This window comes from Streptomyces hiroshimensis (assembly GCF_014650335.1).
Classification (GTDB): domain Bacteria; phylum Actinomycetota; class Actinomycetes; order Streptomycetales; family Streptomycetaceae; genus Streptomyces; species Streptomyces hiroshimensis.
This window is the reverse complement of the sequence record NZ_BMUT01000005.1, coordinates 176,550-192,898: the sequence shown is the minus strand read 5'-3', so window position 1 is coordinate 192,898 and position 16,349 is coordinate 176,550. Positions and strand designations below refer to the sequence as shown.

At 72.4% G+C, this 16,349-nt stretch carries 12 protein-coding genes; 8 read left to right on the top strand and 4 right to left on the bottom strand.

Annotated features, from left to right (window positions below; all coding sequences use genetic code 11):
• Positions 1-78: 78 nt before the first annotated feature.
• Positions 79-978, bottom strand: a complete 900-nt coding sequence (locus IE241_RS13850; RefSeq protein WP_190022011.1) for a phosphatidate cytidylyltransferase — start codon at positions 976-978, stop codon at positions 79-81.
• Between the two features lie 306 nt (positions 979-1,284).
• Between IE241_RS13850 and IE241_RS13845 the strand changes: the two genes are divergently transcribed.
• On the top strand, positions 1,285-1,434 hold the full coding sequence (locus IE241_RS13845) for a hypothetical protein (protein WP_190022010.1): 150 nt from the start codon (positions 1,285-1,287) through the stop codon (positions 1,432-1,434).
• An 18-nt stretch (positions 1,435-1,452) separates the two neighbouring features.
• Here the strand turns inward: IE241_RS13845 and IE241_RS13840 are convergent, their stop codons facing one another.
• Entirely contained in the window at positions 1,453-3,081 is a 1,629-nt protein-coding gene (locus IE241_RS13840; RefSeq protein ID WP_190022009.1) for a purple acid phosphatase family protein, read from the bottom strand.
• Positions 3,082-3,211: 130 nt separating this feature from the next.
• Here IE241_RS13840 and IE241_RS13835 point away from each other — a divergent pair, with 130 nt between their 5' ends.
• The 4 genes from IE241_RS13835 to cimA all read left to right on the top strand — a co-directional run bounded on the left by IE241_RS13835 (position 3,212) and on the right by cimA (position 8,948).
• On the top strand, positions 3,212-4,255 hold the full coding sequence (locus IE241_RS13835) for a 3-isopropylmalate dehydrogenase (protein ID WP_190022008.1): 1,044 nt from the start codon (positions 3,212-3,214) through the stop codon (positions 4,253-4,255).
• Between the two features lie 194 nt (positions 4,256-4,449).
• Complete coding sequence (locus IE241_RS13830; protein ID WP_190022007.1) at positions 4,450-5,535, top strand: branched-chain amino acid aminotransferase; 1,086 nt, start codon at positions 4,450-4,452, stop codon at positions 5,533-5,535.
• A 184-nt stretch (positions 5,536-5,719) separates the two neighbouring features.
• Positions 5,720-7,057: an MFS transporter gene (locus tag IE241_RS13825; protein ID WP_190022006.1), complete on the top strand. Its 1,338-nt coding sequence runs from the start codon at positions 5,720-5,722 to the stop codon at positions 7,055-7,057.
• A gap of 283 nt (positions 7,058-7,340) precedes the next feature.
• On the top strand, positions 7,341-8,948 hold the full coding sequence (cimA, locus tag IE241_RS13820) for a citramalate synthase (RefSeq protein ID WP_190022005.1): 1,608 nt from the start codon (positions 7,341-7,343) through the stop codon (positions 8,946-8,948).
• Between the two features lie 75 nt (positions 8,949-9,023).
• Here the strand turns inward: cimA and IE241_RS13815 are convergent, their stop codons facing one another.
• A complete protein-coding gene (locus IE241_RS13815; RefSeq protein WP_190022004.1) occupies positions 9,024-9,656 on the bottom strand; it encodes a TetR/AcrR family transcriptional regulator in 633 nt (210 codons plus the stop codon).
• A gap of 84 nt (positions 9,657-9,740) precedes the next feature.
• Here IE241_RS13815 and IE241_RS13810 point away from each other — a divergent pair, with 84 nt between their 5' ends.
• Positions 9,741-11,252: an FAD-dependent monooxygenase gene (locus tag IE241_RS13810; RefSeq protein WP_190022003.1), complete on the top strand. Its 1,512-nt coding sequence runs from the start codon at positions 9,741-9,743 to the stop codon at positions 11,250-11,252.
• A gap of 10 nt (positions 11,253-11,262) precedes the next feature.
• Here the strand turns inward: IE241_RS13810 and IE241_RS13805 are convergent, their stop codons facing one another.
• Complete coding sequence (locus IE241_RS13805) at positions 11,263-11,880, bottom strand: YceI family protein (RefSeq protein WP_190022002.1); 618 nt, start codon at positions 11,878-11,880, stop codon at positions 11,263-11,265.
• A 251-nt stretch (positions 11,881-12,131) separates the two neighbouring features.
• On the opposite strand from IE241_RS13805, the gene IE241_RS13800 reads away from it, so the two are divergent.
• Both IE241_RS13800 and IE241_RS13795 read left to right on the top strand, forming a co-directional pair.
• On the top strand, positions 12,132-14,537 hold the full coding sequence (locus tag IE241_RS13800; RefSeq protein ID WP_229899211.1) for a polysaccharide lyase 8 family protein: 2,406 nt from the start codon (positions 12,132-12,134) through the stop codon (positions 14,535-14,537).
• 219 nt (positions 14,538-14,756) lie between these two features.
• Entirely contained in the window at positions 14,757-16,340 is a 1,584-nt protein-coding gene (locus IE241_RS13795; protein WP_168094037.1) for an acyl-CoA carboxylase subunit beta, read from the top strand.
• The last annotated feature ends 9 nt before the right edge of the window (positions 16,341-16,349 follow it).

The window sequence follows — 16,349 nt, the reverse complement described above, 5'->3', positions numbered from 1 at the left end:
GCCCCCGTCCGGCCTTCCAGCCGGGCGGGGCGGAGTGCGTTTGCGGCAGCCGCCCGGCGCCGGAGGGAGAGCCTGTCGTCACAGGGTCACCGCCATTGCCGCCGGCAGCGCGAGGAGAAGGGGGCCGATGCGGTCGAGGAGGCCGCCGAAGCCCGGCAGCCACGTGCCGGCGTCCTTGCCGCCCGCCTCGCGGACGCCCGCCTCGCGCCTGAGCGTGGATGCGAGCAGGTCGCCGGCGACGCTGCCGGCCAGGACCGCGGCCCACAGCGTGACGGTGAAGGCGCCCGCGGCCTCCAGGCCCGCGGCCACCGCCATGCCCGCACCGAGGACGCCGCCCCATGTCCTGGTGGGGGTGTGGGGCGACAGAGGACGGGCGAGGGTGCCGCCGAGGGGGCGCAGGAGCATGCCTCCGCACCACGCACCCGCGCCGCCGAAGGCGACCGCCACACCGACCGCGACCGCCGTGCCGTCCAGTACCACAAGTCCGGTCAGCGCGACGGGAATCCACAGCAGCCCGAAGACCGTACGGGCCGCGCGCTCGCCGCCCCGTGCGGTGTCGCCCGACAGCACCGCGGGCAGCACACCGGCGACGGTGAGGAAGGCGAAGGCCGGCAGGTCGAGCGCGTCCGCGAGGTGCCGGCGCGTCAGTAGGGCAAGCAGCGGCAGGAGGACCACCGCGGTGCGCAGCACCGCCCGCTCGCCCCGCCCCAGGCGGGCCGTCCGGGCGTACTCGCCGACCGTGATCAGCCCCAGCAGCCAGACCAGCGCCGTCGCCCCCAGCTCGTGCAGGAACATCGCCCCGAGGAAGAGGAGGGCTGCCCCGGTCGCGGTCAGCCAGCGGCGCCGCAGCTCCCTGCGCATCGCCACGCGCGCGGGGAGGCAGGCCGCCGCCAGGCCGCCCGCGCCGAGCACCCCGGCGACCACGGGTAGGACGCGGGGCAGGACGTCGCTCGTGTACAGCGTGTGCAGGCCGTTCATGGGCCCCACTTTCGCCGCACGGGGCGAGCCCGCGGTCGGCGGGGTACCCGGTGGCCCGGCCCGCGCGCCGTCTCAGATAGTAGGAAGCCCGAGTAATTGTGCAGACAGCGCGGTACAGCTGTCCTAGCGTGGAAGAAGCCGAACGCGCGCTCCATCGAGCGTCAAGCGGTTGCGGCCCCGTGCGCGAGCAGGCGACCCCTGCGGCACCGCGGCCCCCGCCCTTCCCCCGGCGCTCTTTCCACCGCTTACGGGGCCCCCGCAGCCGGTGCCCCTTCCCGCAGACGCAGCAGAGGAGACGTGACTCCCATGGCCGACACCGCCGTCCGCAGGACCAGGATCCGCCGCATCGCCCGTACGGCCGACCGCACCGACCGCCAGATCGACCGGATGAACGCCGCCGCCGCACTCCAGCGGGCGCTGGACCGCCGGGACAACGGCGGCGTCACCGGTCACTGAGCGACCGGTGGGCCCGCCTCAGCCCCGCTGCGCGGGGCGGACGACGTCGAAGTGGTCGATGCGCGCGCCGTTCTCCGCCAGTGCGGTCACCCGCAGCCGCGGGCGCCCGCCCCGTGCGGCAGGCTCGGCCTCGACCGCGAGGAACGAGAAGCCGGTGTAGCGCACGCGCGACCACTCCACCGTCTCCGGGTGCTTCACCCGCCCCTTCTCCCAGAAGTAGCTCTCCACGCTCTCCAGGTCCTTGACGTGGCCCTCGTAGCTGTCCGGCGCCGGGAAGTCGTAGAGCGACTTCCCGGCCCCGCCTGCGGTCACGTAGACGATGCCGTCGCGCGTGGAGTCCGCGGTGCCGCCGATGGGGACCTCCCGCCCCACGCGCGTGCCGCGGAGCGCGTCGGTGCGCTCGTAGATGTGGTTGTGGCCGTTGATGACGAGGTCGACCTTGTGCTTCTCGAAGAGCGGCAGCCACTCCTCCCGCACCGCGCCGTCCGAGGCGTGTGCCTTCGTCGTGGAGAACGCGCAGTGGTGGAAGAAGACGACCACGAAGTCGAGGCCGCGCGTGCGGCGCAGCTCGCCCAGCCGCCGGTCGAGCCAGGCGGTCTGCCGGCCGCTGCTGTAGCCGGTGTTGGCGGTGATCTCGTGGGAGATGTCGTTGGCGTCCAGGGCGACGACGCCCACGTTGCCGTAGACGAAGGAGTAGACGCCCGGGGCGTGCGCGGGGTCGAAGCCGTTGCGCGGCAGGGACCAGCGGGCGAGCTGGCCGCCGTAGCCGTCGGGGGAGTACCAGGCCTCCATGTCGTGGTTGCCGGTGGTCACCATCCAGGGCACCGACGCCGCCACCGACTCCGTCTGGGCGAGGAACTGGTCCCACACGCGCGCGTCGTAGACGTCGGTCGGCTTGCCCGCGCCGCTGTCGTCGGCGTAGCAGATGTCGCCCGCGTGCAGGTGGAAGGCCGGGTTCTGGCCGAGGATCAGCTGGTCGTTGGCGAGGGCCTGGTAGCTGACGCCCTGGTCGCCGAAGGCGGTGAAGGTGAACCTCTCCGCCTTGCCGCCCTTCTCCGGCCGCTCCGGTGCCGTGCGGAAGGTGCCGATGCCGGAGAAGTGGCGGGGGTCGGCGGGGTCGTGGCCGTCGTGTCCGACGCCGTAGTAGTACGTCCTGCCGGGCCGGAGGTTGTCCAGCGCCGCGTGCAGGTACACCTGGTCGACGGCGGGGAGCTTCTTCGACAGCGGCGGGGTGTGCAGGGTGCGCACCTCGGCCTCCAGCCTGACGCCGAGGTCCCACGGCGCGAGGCCCACCCGGACGTACGGCCGTCTCACCGCGAACGGCACCTGCCAGGAGATCCGCATCTGCGTCCGCGGGTCGGCGCCGAACGCCAGGTGCCTGCCGAAGGGTGCGACGTGCCTGCCGTCGACCCGCGCGGTGGCGGGGGAGTCCAGCAGGGCCGGGGAGGGGGACGGGTCGGCGTACGCCCGCACGGCGCCGCCCAGGACGCCCGTGCCCGCCGCGGCCCCGGCCGTCGCCGCGCCGGCGCGCAGCATGCCGCGCCGGGTGAGGGGCCGGGAGAGCCGGGTCCGCAGGTACGCGTGCTGCTCGGCCATCGTCATGCGGTCCGCGAGGTGCTCGGGGATGCCTACGCGTGGTGTGTCCATGACGGTCAACGTGCCAGGAAGCGGCAACTTCGTTGCGGACTTTGGGTGAACGTGACCTGACTGGAGCGCAATCTGTCCGCATTGTGGACGACGTGTGTCATCCAGCGGGACGGGGGAGTACGGTCCCGGTATGTCTCGCAGCATTCGCCTCGCAGTGATCCCCGGTGACGGAATCGGCCGGGAAGTCGTGGCCCAGGGCCTCAAGGTGCTCTCGGCGGTCCTCCCCTCGGATGTGAAGCTGGAGACCGAGGAGTACGACCTCGGTGCCCGGCGCTATCACGCGACCGGCGAGATCCTGCCCGACGCCGAGCTCGAGTCCCTCAAGGGTCACGACGCGATCCTGCTCGGGGCGATCGGCGACCCCTCCGTGCCCGCCGGCGTCCTGGAGCGCGGTCTGCTGCTCAAGCTGCGGTTCGCCTTCGACCACTACGTCAACCTGCGGCCCTCGAAGCTCTTCCCCCACACGGCGACCCCGCTCGCCGGCCGCCCCGACATCGACTTCGTCGTCGTACGGGAGGGCACCGAGGGCCCGTACACCGGCAACGGCGGCTCCCTGCGCACCGGCACCCCCGCCGAGGTCGCCACCGAGGTCAGCGTCAACACCGCCCTGGGCGTGGAGCGCGTGGTGCGCGACGCCTACGAGCGGGCCCAGGCCCGCCCCCGCAAGAAGCTGACCCTCGTCCACAAGAACAACGTCCTCGTCTACGCCGGACAGCTGTGGAAGAGCGTCTTCGACCGGGTCGGCCGGGAGTACCCCGAGGTCACCACCGACTACCTGCATGTGGACGCGGCGACCATCTTTCTGGTCACCCGGCCCGAGCAGTTCGACGTGATCGTCACCGACAACCTCTTCGGTGACATCCTCACCGACCTCGCCGCGGCCGTGACCGGCGGCATCGGCCTCGCCGCCTCCGGCAACATCAACCCCGACGGCGCGTTCCCGTCCATGTTCGAGCCCGTCCACGGCTCCGCGCCCGACATCGCGGGCACCGGCAAGGCCGACCCCACGGCCACGGTGCTCTCCGTCGCCCTGCTGCTGCGTCACCTCGGCTACGAGGCCGAGGCCGCCCGCATCGAGGCGGCGGTCGCCGACGACCTCGCCGAGCGTGACGGCGCCGCCCCGCGCTCGACGGACGAGACCGGAGACGCCCTCGCCCGGCGCGTAGCCGGCTAGCACCCGGCCGCTGTCTCAGCGCGCGGCGGGGTGCGACCATCGACCCGGGCCGCGCGCACGTTTTCCGTCCACGGCCCCACGAGCGATAATCGAACGTGGGGCCGCGGCATGAGGGGAAGCTCGGATGCCCTGACACCGTCAGGGACGGGGCGAGCTCGCGGTCCGCCACACACAAAGGTGAAGGACACGCACTCATGACGACGCCCACGATCGAGCTCAAGCCCTCTTCGCACCCGCTGTCGGACGCGGAGCGGGAGCAGATCCTGGCCAACCCCGGCTTCGGCCGCCACTTCACCGACCACATGGTGACGATCAAGTGGACGGAAGGCCGTGGCTGGCACGACGGCCAGCTCGTTCCGTACGCGCCGCTGTCGATCGACCCGGCGAACATGACGCTGCACTACGCGCAGACGATCTTCGAGGGCGCCAAGGCGTACCGCCAGCCCGACGGCTCCGTGGCCATCTTCCGGCCGGAGGAGAACGCCCGCCGCCTGCAGGCCTCCGCCCGCCGCCTGGCCATGCCGGAACTGCCCGTCGAGACCTTCATCGAGGCGTGCGACGCCCTGGTGAAGCAGGACAACGCCTGGGTGCCCGGCTCCGGCGAGGCCTCGCTGTACCTGCGCCCGTTCATGTTCGCGACCGAGGTGGGCCTGGGCGTCCGCCCGGCCAACGAGTACATGTTCGTGGTCATCGCCTCGCCCGCCGGCGCCTACTTCCCCGGCGGCGTGAAGCCCGTCTCGGTGTGGCTGAGCGAGGAGTACGTGCGCGCGTGCCCCGGCGGCACCGGTGCCGCCAAGGCCGGCGGCAACTACGCGGCCTCCCTCGTCGCCCAGGCCCAGGCCATGGAGCACGGCTGCGACCAGGTCGTCTGGCTGGACGCCATCGAGCGCCGCTGGATCGAGGAAATGGGCGGCATGAACCTGTACTTCGTGTACGGGGACAAGATCGTCACCCCCGAGCTCACCGGCTCGCTCCTCCCCGGCATCACCCGCGCCTCGCTGATGACGATCGCCGCCGACCTCGGCTACGAGGTCGCCGAGGGCCGCATCTCCGTGGACGACTGGAAGAACGGCTGCGCCGACGGCACCCTCACCGAGGTCTTCGCCTGCGGCACCGCCGCCGTCATCACCCCGGTCGGCACCGTGAAGTCCGCCCGTGACGGCTGGACGGTCGCCGACGGGCAGCCGGGCGAGGTCACGATGAAGCTCCGCAAGGCGCTCCTCGACATCCAGACCGGCGCCGCCGAGGACACCCACGGCTGGATGCACCCGCTGGGCTGAGGCCCGCGCCGCTGTCCATACGCCCGCCCGTGCGGCTGTCCGTGCGGCTGTCCATACGGCCGTCCGTACGTGTGCACGTGATGCTTGCGTGCGTTGCGCCGTGAACGCAACGCACGCAAGTACGCATGATCGTTGTCACCCGGACCCTTGTCCGGCCCCGTGCGTTCCGCCACCGTGATCGACCATGGGACAGCACTGGAAGAAGATCTGGGTCGGCTCGGCCGGCAACATGGTCGAGTGGTTCGACTGGTTCGTCTACGCGTCGTTCGCGACGTACTTCGCGGGCGCCTTCTTCCCCGCGGGCAACGACACCGCGAAGCTGATGAACACCGCCGGCATCTTCGCCGTCGGCTTCTTCATGCGCCCCGTGGGCGGCTGGCTGCTCGGCCGGGTCGGTGACCGCAAGGGCCGCAAGGCGGCGCTCACGCTGACCGTCAGCCTGATGTCCGCCTCCGCCGTGCTCATCGCGGTCGCCCCGACCTACGCGGTCGCGGGCTACGGCGGCGTCGCCGTCCTCCTCGTCGCCCGGCTGCTGCAGGGCCTGTCGGTGGGAGGGGAGTACGCGGCCAGCGCCACGTACCTGACGGAGGCCTCCGCGCCCGGCCGCCGCGGCTTCGCCTCCAGCTTCCAGTACGTCTCCATGACGGCGGGGCAGATCCTCGGCCTGGGGCTGCAGATCGTCCTGCAGCACACGCTCTCCAGCGGCGAGCTGCACAGCTGGGGCTGGCGCATCCCCTTCGTCGTGGGCGCGCTCGGGGCGGCCGTCATCTTCTACCTCCGGCGCAACATGCTGGAGACGGAGGCGTACACGGAGGCCACGGAGGAGGGCACGGGAGAGAGCGCCGAGGCCGTCGCCGAGCGCGGCACCATCCGGGCCCTCATGCGGCACAAGCGCGAGGCGTTCCTCGTCATCGCCCTCACCATGGGCGGCACCGTCGCGTACTACACGTACACCACCTACCTGACGAAGTACCTCTCCAACAGCGCGGGCCTGCCCAAGCAGACCGCGACCCTGGTCAGTTTCTGCGCGCTGATCGTCTTCGCCTGCCTGCAGCCCCTCGCGGGCGCCCTCTCCGACCGCATCGGCCGCCGCCCCCTGCTGATCACCTTCGCGGTGGGCTCCACCTTCCTCACCGTGCCGATCATGACCATGCTCAAGCACGCGGGCTCGTTCTGGCCGGCCCTCGGCCTGTCCCTGCTCGCCCTGGTCGTCGTCACCGGCTACACCTCGATCAACGCGTGCGTGAAGGCCGAGCTGTTCCCGACGGGCATCCGGTCGCTGGGCGTCGCCCTGCCGTACGCCATCGCCAACGCGCTCTTCGGCGGGACGGCCGAGTACGTGGCCCTGTGGTTCAAGAAGGGCGGCATCGAGTCGGGCTTCTACTGGTACGTGGCGGGCTGCGCCGCGGTGTCGCTGGTCGTCTACCTGACGATGCGGGAGACGCGCGACATCGACCTCAAGCGGGTGGGGGCCGGTGCACCCCAGGGCGAGCCGGAGGCGGGCAAGGTGCCCGCATCCTGAGACCCGTCCGCACTGCGGGCCCGGCGTGTGCCAGGATGCACCTATGCTCCCGTTCGCCATGATTATTGGCAGCAGGCGCGCCGGTCCGCAGTGACCGCCCCGTACCACCCCGTACGGAGCGGACACCGTCGTCCCAGACCCGCGCGCAGACCTCTCGCACCCGCGAGAGGTTTTTGTGTTTTCCGGACCACCCCACGCCGGAGGACGCAGGGCGAGGGTGAGCATGGGGACGGTGGAACGGGTAATTCCGGTAGACCGACATCCTCACAGGAGTCAGAGCAGCATGACGGACGCAACCGACGGCCCCGACGATCGCTTTCACGTCTTCGACACCACCCTGCGCGACGGCGCGCAGCGCGAGGGCATCAACCTCACCGTCGCGGACAAGCTGACCATCGCCCGGCACCTGGACGACTTCGGCGTCGGCTTCATCGAGGGCGGCTGGCCGGGCGCCAACCCCCGGGACACCGAGTTCTTCCAGCGCGCCCAGGAGGAGATCGACTTCCGCCACGCGCAGCTCGTCGCCTTCGGCGCGACGCGCAAGGCGGGCGTGCGCGCCGAGGACGACCGGCAGGTCGCCGCGCTGCTCGACTCCGGCGCCCCGGTGATCACCCTGGTCGCCAAGTCCCACGACCGCCACGTCGAACTCGCCCTGCGCACCACGCTCGACGAGAACCTCGCCATGGTGCGGGACACCGTCTCGTACCTGCGCGGGCACGGCCGCCGCGTCTTCATCGACTGCGAGCACTTCTTCGACGGGTACCGGGCCAACCCGGACTACGCCCTCCAAGTCGTCCGCGCCGCGTACGAGGCGGGCGCCGACGTCGTCGTGCTGTGCGACACCAACGGCGGAATGCTCCCCGCGCAGGTCGGCGAGACCGTACGGGAGGTCATCGAGGCGACCGGGGCGCGCCTCGGCATCCACGCGCAGGACGACACCGGTTGCGCGGTCGCCAACACCCTCGCCGCCGTGGACGCCGGCGCCACGCACGTGCAGTGCACCGCCAACGGCTACGGCGAGCGCGTCGGCAACGCCAACCTCTTCCCCGTCGTCGCCGCCCTGGAGATCAAGTACGGCCGCCGGGTGCTGCCGCAGGGGGCGCTGGCCGAGATGACGCGCATCTCGCACGCCATCGCCGAGGTCGTCAACCTCACGCCGTCCACGCACCAGCCCTACGTGGGCGTCTCGGCGTTCGCGCACAAGGCCGGCCTGCACGCCTCCGCGATCAAGGTCGACCCGGACCTGTACCAGCACATCGACCCCGAGCGGGTCGGCAACACCATGCGCATGCTGGTCTCCGACATGGCCGGCCGCGCCTCCATCGAACTCAAGGGCAAGGAGCTCGGGGTCGACCTCGGCGGCGACCGGGAGCTGATCGGCCGCGTCGTGGAGCGGGTCAAGGAGCGCGAACTGGCGGGCTACACCTACGAGGCGGCCGACGCCTCGTTCGAGCTGCTGCTGCGCGAGGAGGCCGAGGGGCGCGCCCGGCGCTACTACCGCGTGGAGTCCTGGCGGGCCATCGCCGAGGACCGGCCGGACGGCATCCACGCCAACGAGGCCACCGTGAAGCTGTGGGCCAAGGGCGAGCGCATCGTCGCGACGGCCGAGGGCAACGGCCCCGTCGACGCCCTGGACCGGGCGCTGCGCGTCGCCCTGGAGCGCATCTATCCGCAGCTGGCCGCGCTCAAGCTGACCGACTACAAGGTGCGCATCCTGGAGGGCGGCCGCGGCACGGGGTCGATCACCCGCGTCCTGGTCTCCACGAGCGACGAGCGCGGCGAGTGGTCGACGGTCGGCGTCGCCGAGAACGTCATCGCCGCCTCGTGGCAGGCGCTCGACGACGCCTATGCGTACGGGCTGCGGCGGGCGGGCGTCGAGCCGCTGGAGTGAGCCGCGCCGCGCGCCCCGGAGCGCAGCCGGGGGCGCGCGGCAGACGTCACGGGTGTCACAGCCCTTGAACGGGCGTCACAGCCCTTGAATCGCCAGCCCGGCGCCGAGCAGGTCGTACGCCCGCTCGGCGTCGGCGTGGGCCGCGGCCAGGACGGCGCCGGTGATGCTCCCGGCCGAAAGGCGCACCCAGTTGTCCCGCGCGAGGACGTGGTGGACGGCGATGATCTGCGTCGCCACCAGCCGCGCCGTCACCTCGTCCGCCCCCGCCTCTTCCAGGGCCTCGGCCAACGCGCGTTCGTCCTCGGCGGCATAGCGCACGAGGCGGGCCTGCAGGCTCGGCGTCGAGTAGAGCATGTCCCGGAAGGCCAGCACGGCGGGCACGTCGCACAGGCCCGTGATGGGGTCACGGGCGTCGAGCCGGGCGTGGAAGTGGGCGCGCAGGGCGGCCAGCGGGGACTCGCCCGGCGCCCGGTCGCGTACGACGCGTGCTGCCTCCCCCTGGTGGTCGGCGATGCGGTGGAGGGCCAGGTCCTCCTTGGCGGGGAAGTAGCGGAACAGCGTCGGCTTCGACACCTCCGCGGCCGCCGCCACCTCGGCCACCGACACCTGGTCGAAGCCGCGCTCCAGGAAGAGCGCGATCGCGGTCTCGGACAGCGTCTGCCGCGTGCGCTGCTTCTTGCGCTCCCGCAGCCCGGTCTCCTCGGTCACGCTGCCACTCTAGCAGAGATGTCGTTACTCAGAATCTTTTGTTACTCGGTTGCGTTTTCTGCCCGGGCGGTCTTTCATGAGGGCATGACGACGACCACCGCCGCCGATGCGACGACCACTGCCACCGACGTCCTGATCGTGGGCGCCGGGCCCACCGGGCTCACTCTCGCCTGCACCCTCGCCCGTGCCGGAGCGTCCGTACGGATCATCGACAAGTCCCGGGAGTTCCACCGCGCCTCGCGCGGCAAGGGCCTCAACCAGCGCAGCCGCGAGCTCTTCGACGACCTGGGCGTGGGCGCCGAGGCCGCCGCCTCGGGCACCGAGCACATCACCCTGCGCAAGTACCGCGACGGCGTCGCGATCGCCGACACCGTCACCTTCGCGGACCGCACCCCGACGCCCGACACCCCGTACGCCAGCGGGCTGCTCATCCCCCAGTGGCGCACCGAGGAGATCCTGCGCCACAAGCTGGCGGAGTACGGCGTGGCGCCCGAGAGGGGCTGCGAACTGGCCGGTTTCACCCAGGACACGGACGGCGTCGTCGCGACCCTCACCGACGGGCGGCGCATCGAGGCCGCCTACCTCGTGGGGTGCGACGGCGGCCACAGCCCCGTGCGCAAGGCGCTGGGCGTGGGCTTCGAAGGCGCGACCCACGCCGAGGAGTCCATGGTGATCGGCGACGTCCGCGTCGACGGACTCGACCCCGCCTACTGGCACCAGTGGTTCGACGAGGACGCGGCGCTCATGCTCTGCCCGTTCCGCGGCAGCACCCACTGGCAGCTGCAGGGCACCCCCGAGCGCGGCGCCGACGGGCGGCCGGCCGCACCGACGCTGGAGTCGTTCCAGCGGCTCGCCGACCGCTGCACGCGGGACGGCGGCATCCGGCTGTCCGACCCCACCTGGTTCTCCGCCTACCGCATCAACGTCCGGATGGCCGACCGCTTCCGCGTCGGCCGGGTCTTCCTCGCCGGGGACGCCGCACACGTCCACTCCATCGCGGGCGGCCTGGGCATGAACACCGGCATCCAGGACGCCTTCAACCTCGGCTGGAAGCTCGCGTACGTGGTGCTCGGCCACGCCGCGCCGGGCCTGCTGGACACGTACGAGGAGGAGCGGCTGCCCGTCGCCGCCTGGACGCTCGACCTCACCGACGAGCGGCTGCGCGCGGTGGTCGAGGGCGTGAAGGAGGCCGGGGTCGGCACGGAGGCGGTGATCACGGACGACGTCACCACGCTGGGCGTCGGCTACGGCTGGAGCGCGCTCGCATGGGGCGGGGAGAAGGCCGGCGGGCGGGCACCCGACGCGCTCTGCCGGAACGGCCGGCTCTTCGACGTCTTCGCCGGGCCGCACTTCACCCTGCTCGGCTTCGGCCGGGGGAGCGAGGCGGCTCTTGCTGAGGCGGGGGAGAAGTGCGCGGGCCTGCTGCGCACGCACCTCGTCACGGAACAGGACGACCCCGACGGGCACGCCCGCCGGGCGTACGGCGTGGAGGGGGACGGGCTCGTACTCGTACGGCCCGACAACCACATCGCGCTGAGCGCGGGTGCGGACCGAGGCGCGGAGGTCGTCGACCGTCTGCTGCGCCTCGGCCGGTGACACCGCACGGTCAGGCCTGGGGGGCGGCCTTGACCGCGGAGATGTCGAAGGTCAGCTTCACCTTGTCGCTGACCATGACCCCGCCGGTCTCCAGGGCGGCGTTCCAGGTCAGGCCCCAGTCGGAGCGCAGGATCTCGGCGCCGCCCTCGAAGCCGACGCGCTCGTTGCCGTAGACGTCGGTGGCCGAGCCGTTGAACTCCAGGTCGATGGAGAGCGGGCGGGTGACGTCCTTGATGGTCAGGTCGCCGGTGATGCGGTAGCGGTCCCCGCCGAGCTGCTCGGCGGCGGTGGAGCGGAAGCTCATCACGGGGAAGCGCTCGGCGTCGAAGAAGTCGTCGCCGCGCAGGTGGGCGTCGCGGTCCTTCATGCCGGTGTCGACGCTCGCGATGCGCACGTCGATGGAGGCGGTGGAGCGGGAGGGGTCGGTGCCGTCGAGGCCGAGGGTGCCCTCGTGCTCGGTGAAGGCGCCCTTGACGTTGGTGACCATCGCGTGGCGGACGGTGAAGCCGATGCTGCTGTGGGCGGGGTCGATGGTGTAGTCGCCGGTCAGTGCGGCCAGCGCGGGGTCGACGGCGCGCGGGGCGGGGACGGCGGGGGTTGCGCTCTGCTTGCGGCTGAAGAGGCCCATGGTGTGCTCCTTGGTCGAGGATCCGGTCGGCCGGGGACCCGGCGCGGGGTGATCTCGTTGAAAGTTCAACTTGATTCGGCATCACCGTAGCGCGGGTTGGTTAAACATTCAACATCTATGGAGGGTGATTTTCCGGCCGACACCACCGCCGGGGCATTGCCGCGCCTTCCCGCCCCGTGCCACGGTGTGCCTCCGGCACCGTCCCGCACCGTCCGCACCGCCCCGCTCCACGCGCCCCGGGAGGACCCGCCGTGCTGTCCGGTTCCGCCGCACCCCTGCCGTCCGCCTGGTCCCGCAGAGGATTCCTCGCCGCGTCCGTCGCCGGCACCCTCCTCGGCCTCACCACCGGGACGGCCCGCGCCGACGACGAGGCCGCCTTCGCCGCCCTCCGCGCCCGCTGGCGCGGCCTCATGCTCGGCACCGGCTTCGACCCCGCCGCCGAGCCCTACGCCACCGCGCTGCGCCGCACCGGGGACCTCGCCCGCACCTACCGCACCGGCATGGCCCCCGGCCCCGCCTCGCTGTGGCCCGACGCCCCCTTCGACCCGCCCTCCGGCATCACCCGCAGCTACGCCCGCCTGCACACCATGGCCCAGGCCTACGCCCAGCCCGGCACAGGGCTGACCGGCGACCCCGCCCTGGCCGCCGACACCCTCGCCGGGCTCGACCACGTCCACGCCCGCGTCTACCACCCCGCCACCACGCGCTACGGCAACTGGTGGGAGTGGCAGATCGGCAGCCCCAGGCTCCTCCTCGACAGCCTCACCCTCCTGCACGACGAGGCCGGCGCCGCACGGCGCACCGCCTTCCTCGCCGCCGTCGACCACTTCGTCCCCGACGCGATGCTCGGCGACTACACCGGCACCAGCACCGGCGCCAACCGCGTCGACCTGTGCCGCGTCGTCGCCCTTCGCGGCATCCTCGGTGCCTCCGCCGCCAAGACCGCCCTCGCCCGCGACGCCCTCTCGCCCGTCTTCCCCTACGTGACCCGCGGCGACGGCCTCTACGCCGACGGCTCCTTCGTCCAGCACACCCACGTCGCCTACTCCGGCACGTACGGCCAGGTGCTGCTCGACGGACTCGGCCGGCTCCTCGCCCTGCTCCGCGGCTCCCCCTGGGAGATCACCGACCCGGCCCGGCAGACCGCCTACGACAGCGTCGAGAAGGCGTACGCACCCCTGATCCACGACGGGCTCGTCATGGACGCCGTCTCCGGCCGCGCCGTCAGCCGCGGCCTGCAGAGCGCCGACCCCGGCCGCGTGCAGCAGAGCGACCACCAGCGCGGCCACGCCCTCATCGCCGCCGTCGCTCTCCTGGCCGGCAGCGCGAGCCCGGCCGAACGCACCCGCTGGCACGCGATGATCAAGGGCTGGGCCGCCCGCGACACCACCCTCCCGCTGCTCACCGACCCCGCGCTCGCCGTCGCCGACCTCGCCCGGCTCGCCGCCGCCTGCGCGAGCCCCGTACCGCCCGCACCCGCCCCCGTGGGGCACCGCCTCTTCCCCGCCATGGACCGCGCCGTGCACCGCCGCCCCGGCTGGACGGCCGGCCTCGCCATGGCCTCCGAGCGCATCGCCCACTACGAGAACGGCAACGGCGAGCACCCGCGCGGCTGGCACACCGGCGCCGGAATGCTCTCCTGGTGGCGCGCGGGCGACGGCGCCCCGTACACGGACGCCTTCTGGCCCACCGCCGATCCCTACCGGATGCCCGGCACCACGGCCTCCGCCAAGCGGCTCGCCGACAACGAGGGCGGCGCATGGGGCGAGCCCCGGCCCGCCGTGCGCTGGGTCGGAGGAGTGACGGACGGCGAGTTCGCCGTCGTCGGCCAGCACCTCAAGGGGCTCTCCTCCACCCTGGAGGCCCGCAAGGCCTGGATCTTCGCCGCGGACGCCGTCGTGTGCCTGGGCGCGGGCATCACCGCGCGCGACGGCACCCCGGTCGGGACGACCGTCGAGCACCGCGACCTCGGGGCGCACGGGGCCCCCGCCCTCCTCGTCGACGGCGTCCCCCAGCCCGTCACCGACGGCTGGAGCGCCCGCTACGAAGCCGCCCGCTGGATCCACCTCGAAGGCCACGGCGGCTACGTCTTCCCCGCCCGCCTCCCCGGCGGCGCCCCGCTCCACGCCCTGCGCGAGGCCCGCACCGGCGCCTGGCGCGACATCAACGCAGGCGGCGCACCCGACCCCCTCACCCGCCGCTACGTCACCCTCTGGCACGCCCACGGCACCGACCCCGCCGACGCCGCGTACGCCTATCTGCTCATGCCCGGCGCCGGCCCCCGCGCCGTGGCCGCGCGCGCCGAGGACGAGGCCTGGCTCGCCCTCCTCGCCAACACCGCCGCCTGCCAGGCCGCGCACCTGCCCGCCCTCGGCCTCACCGCCGCCGCCTTCTGGGCCCCCGGCGCCGCCGGCGCCCTCGCCGTCACGGCCCCCGCCGCCGTGCTCGTCCGCGACCGCGGCCGGAGCGCTACCCTCCATATGGCCGAACCGTCCCGGACCGGAACACCTTTCGAGATCACGTGGGACCGCCCCGTGCGCCGGGTGACGGCGCACGACGCCACGGTGCGGGTCCTGTCGACAGGTGACAGCCTGCGACTGCGGGTCGCCCCCGGCACCGCCTGCGCCCCCCACCGCTGCACCGTGACCTTGGAATGACCCGGCGTGACGCCGTCCGGGGCCCCCGCCTCGTCAAGTTCGCCAGCCTACGGGGCAGAGGCAAGAGTTTTGTGGAACCTCTACAGCAGCACCCCCCTATCGGGGGGACCCCCGCTCCCGGCGGCTGCGAGCCTCTGTGACGCCTGCCCACCAAAAGGCGCGTGACGTTGTATGGAAACGACATGAGTCCCGGGCGTCCTCGCCACGTACCGTCTATGCATGAGCAATCTCGAAGGTGCGCCCGTAGAGGCGAGTGACGTCCGTGGGCGCGTCGCCGAGCTGCACGCCATTCGCGAGCAGGTTCGGCGTGGTCCGAGCGAGCGGGCGACCCAGGCCCAGAAGGCCAAGGGGAAGCTGACGGCCCGGGAGCGTATCGACCTCCTGCTGGACGAAGGGTCCTTCTCGGAGGTGGAGCCGCTGCGCCGGCACCGCGCCTCGGGGTTCGGACTGGAGAGCAAGAAGCCCTACACCGACGGTGTGATCACCGGCTGGGGCACGGTGCACGGCCGGACCGTGTTCGTCTACGCGCACGACTTCCGGATCTTCGGCGGCGCGCTGGGCGAGGCCCACGCCACCAAGATCCACAAGATCATGGACATGGCCATCGCCGCCGGCGCGCCCCTGGTGTCGCTGAACGACGGTGCCGGTGCCCGTATCCAGGAGGGCGTCTCCGCCCTGGCCGGCTACGGCGGCATCTTCCAGCGCAACACCAAGGCCTCCGGCGTCATCCCGCAGATCTCCGTGATGCTCGGCCCCTGCGCGGGCGGCGCGGCCTACTCGCCGGCCCTGACCGACTTCGTGTTCATGGTCCGCGAGACCTCCCAGATGTTCATCACCGGCCCCGACGTCGTCCGCGCCGTCACCGGTGAGGAGATCACCCAGAACGGCCTCGGCGGTGCGGACGTGCACGCCGAGACCTCGGGCGTCGCGCACTTCGCGTACGACGACGAGGAGACGTGCCTGGAGGAGGTGCGCTACCTCCTCTCGCTGCTGCCGCAGAACAACCGGGAGAACCCGCCGCGCGTCGCGAGCGAGGACCCCGCCGACCGGCTGGGCGAGGCCCTGCTGGACCTCGTGCCCGCCGACGGCAACCGCCCGTACGACATGCGCAAGGTCATCGAGGAGATCGTCGACGAGGGCGAGTACCTGGAGGTCCACGAGCGCTGGGCCACCAACATCATCTGCTCCCTCGCCCGGCTGGACGGCCAGGTCGTCGGCATCGTCGCCAACCAGCCCCAGTCGCTGGCCGGCGTCCTCGACATCGAGGCCAGCGAGAAGGCCGCGCGCTTCATCCAGATGTGCGACGCCTTCAATATTCCGATCATCACTCTTCTGGACGTCCCCGGCTTCCTCCCCGGCGTCGACCAGGAGCACGGTGGAATCATCCGCCACGGCGCCAAGCTGCTGTACGCCTACTGCAACGCCACGGTGCCGCGCATCTCGGTCATCCTGCGCAAGGCCTACGGCGGCGCGTACATCGTCATGGACTCGCAGTCCATCGGCGCGGACCTGACCTACGCCTGGCCGACCAACGAGATCGCGGTGATGGGCGCGGAGGGCGCCGCCAACGTGATCTTCCGCAAGCAGATCGCGGAGGCCGACGACCCCGAGGCGATGCGGGCGCGCATGGTCAAGGAGTACAAGGCCGAGCTGATGCACCCGTACTACGCCGCCGAGCGCGGACTGATCGACGACGTGATCGACCCCGTCGAGACCCGGCAGGTGCTGATCCGCTCGCTGGCCATGCTGGCCACGAAGCACGCCGACCTGCCCTCCCGCAAGCACGGCAACCCGCCCCAGTAAGGGAGACAC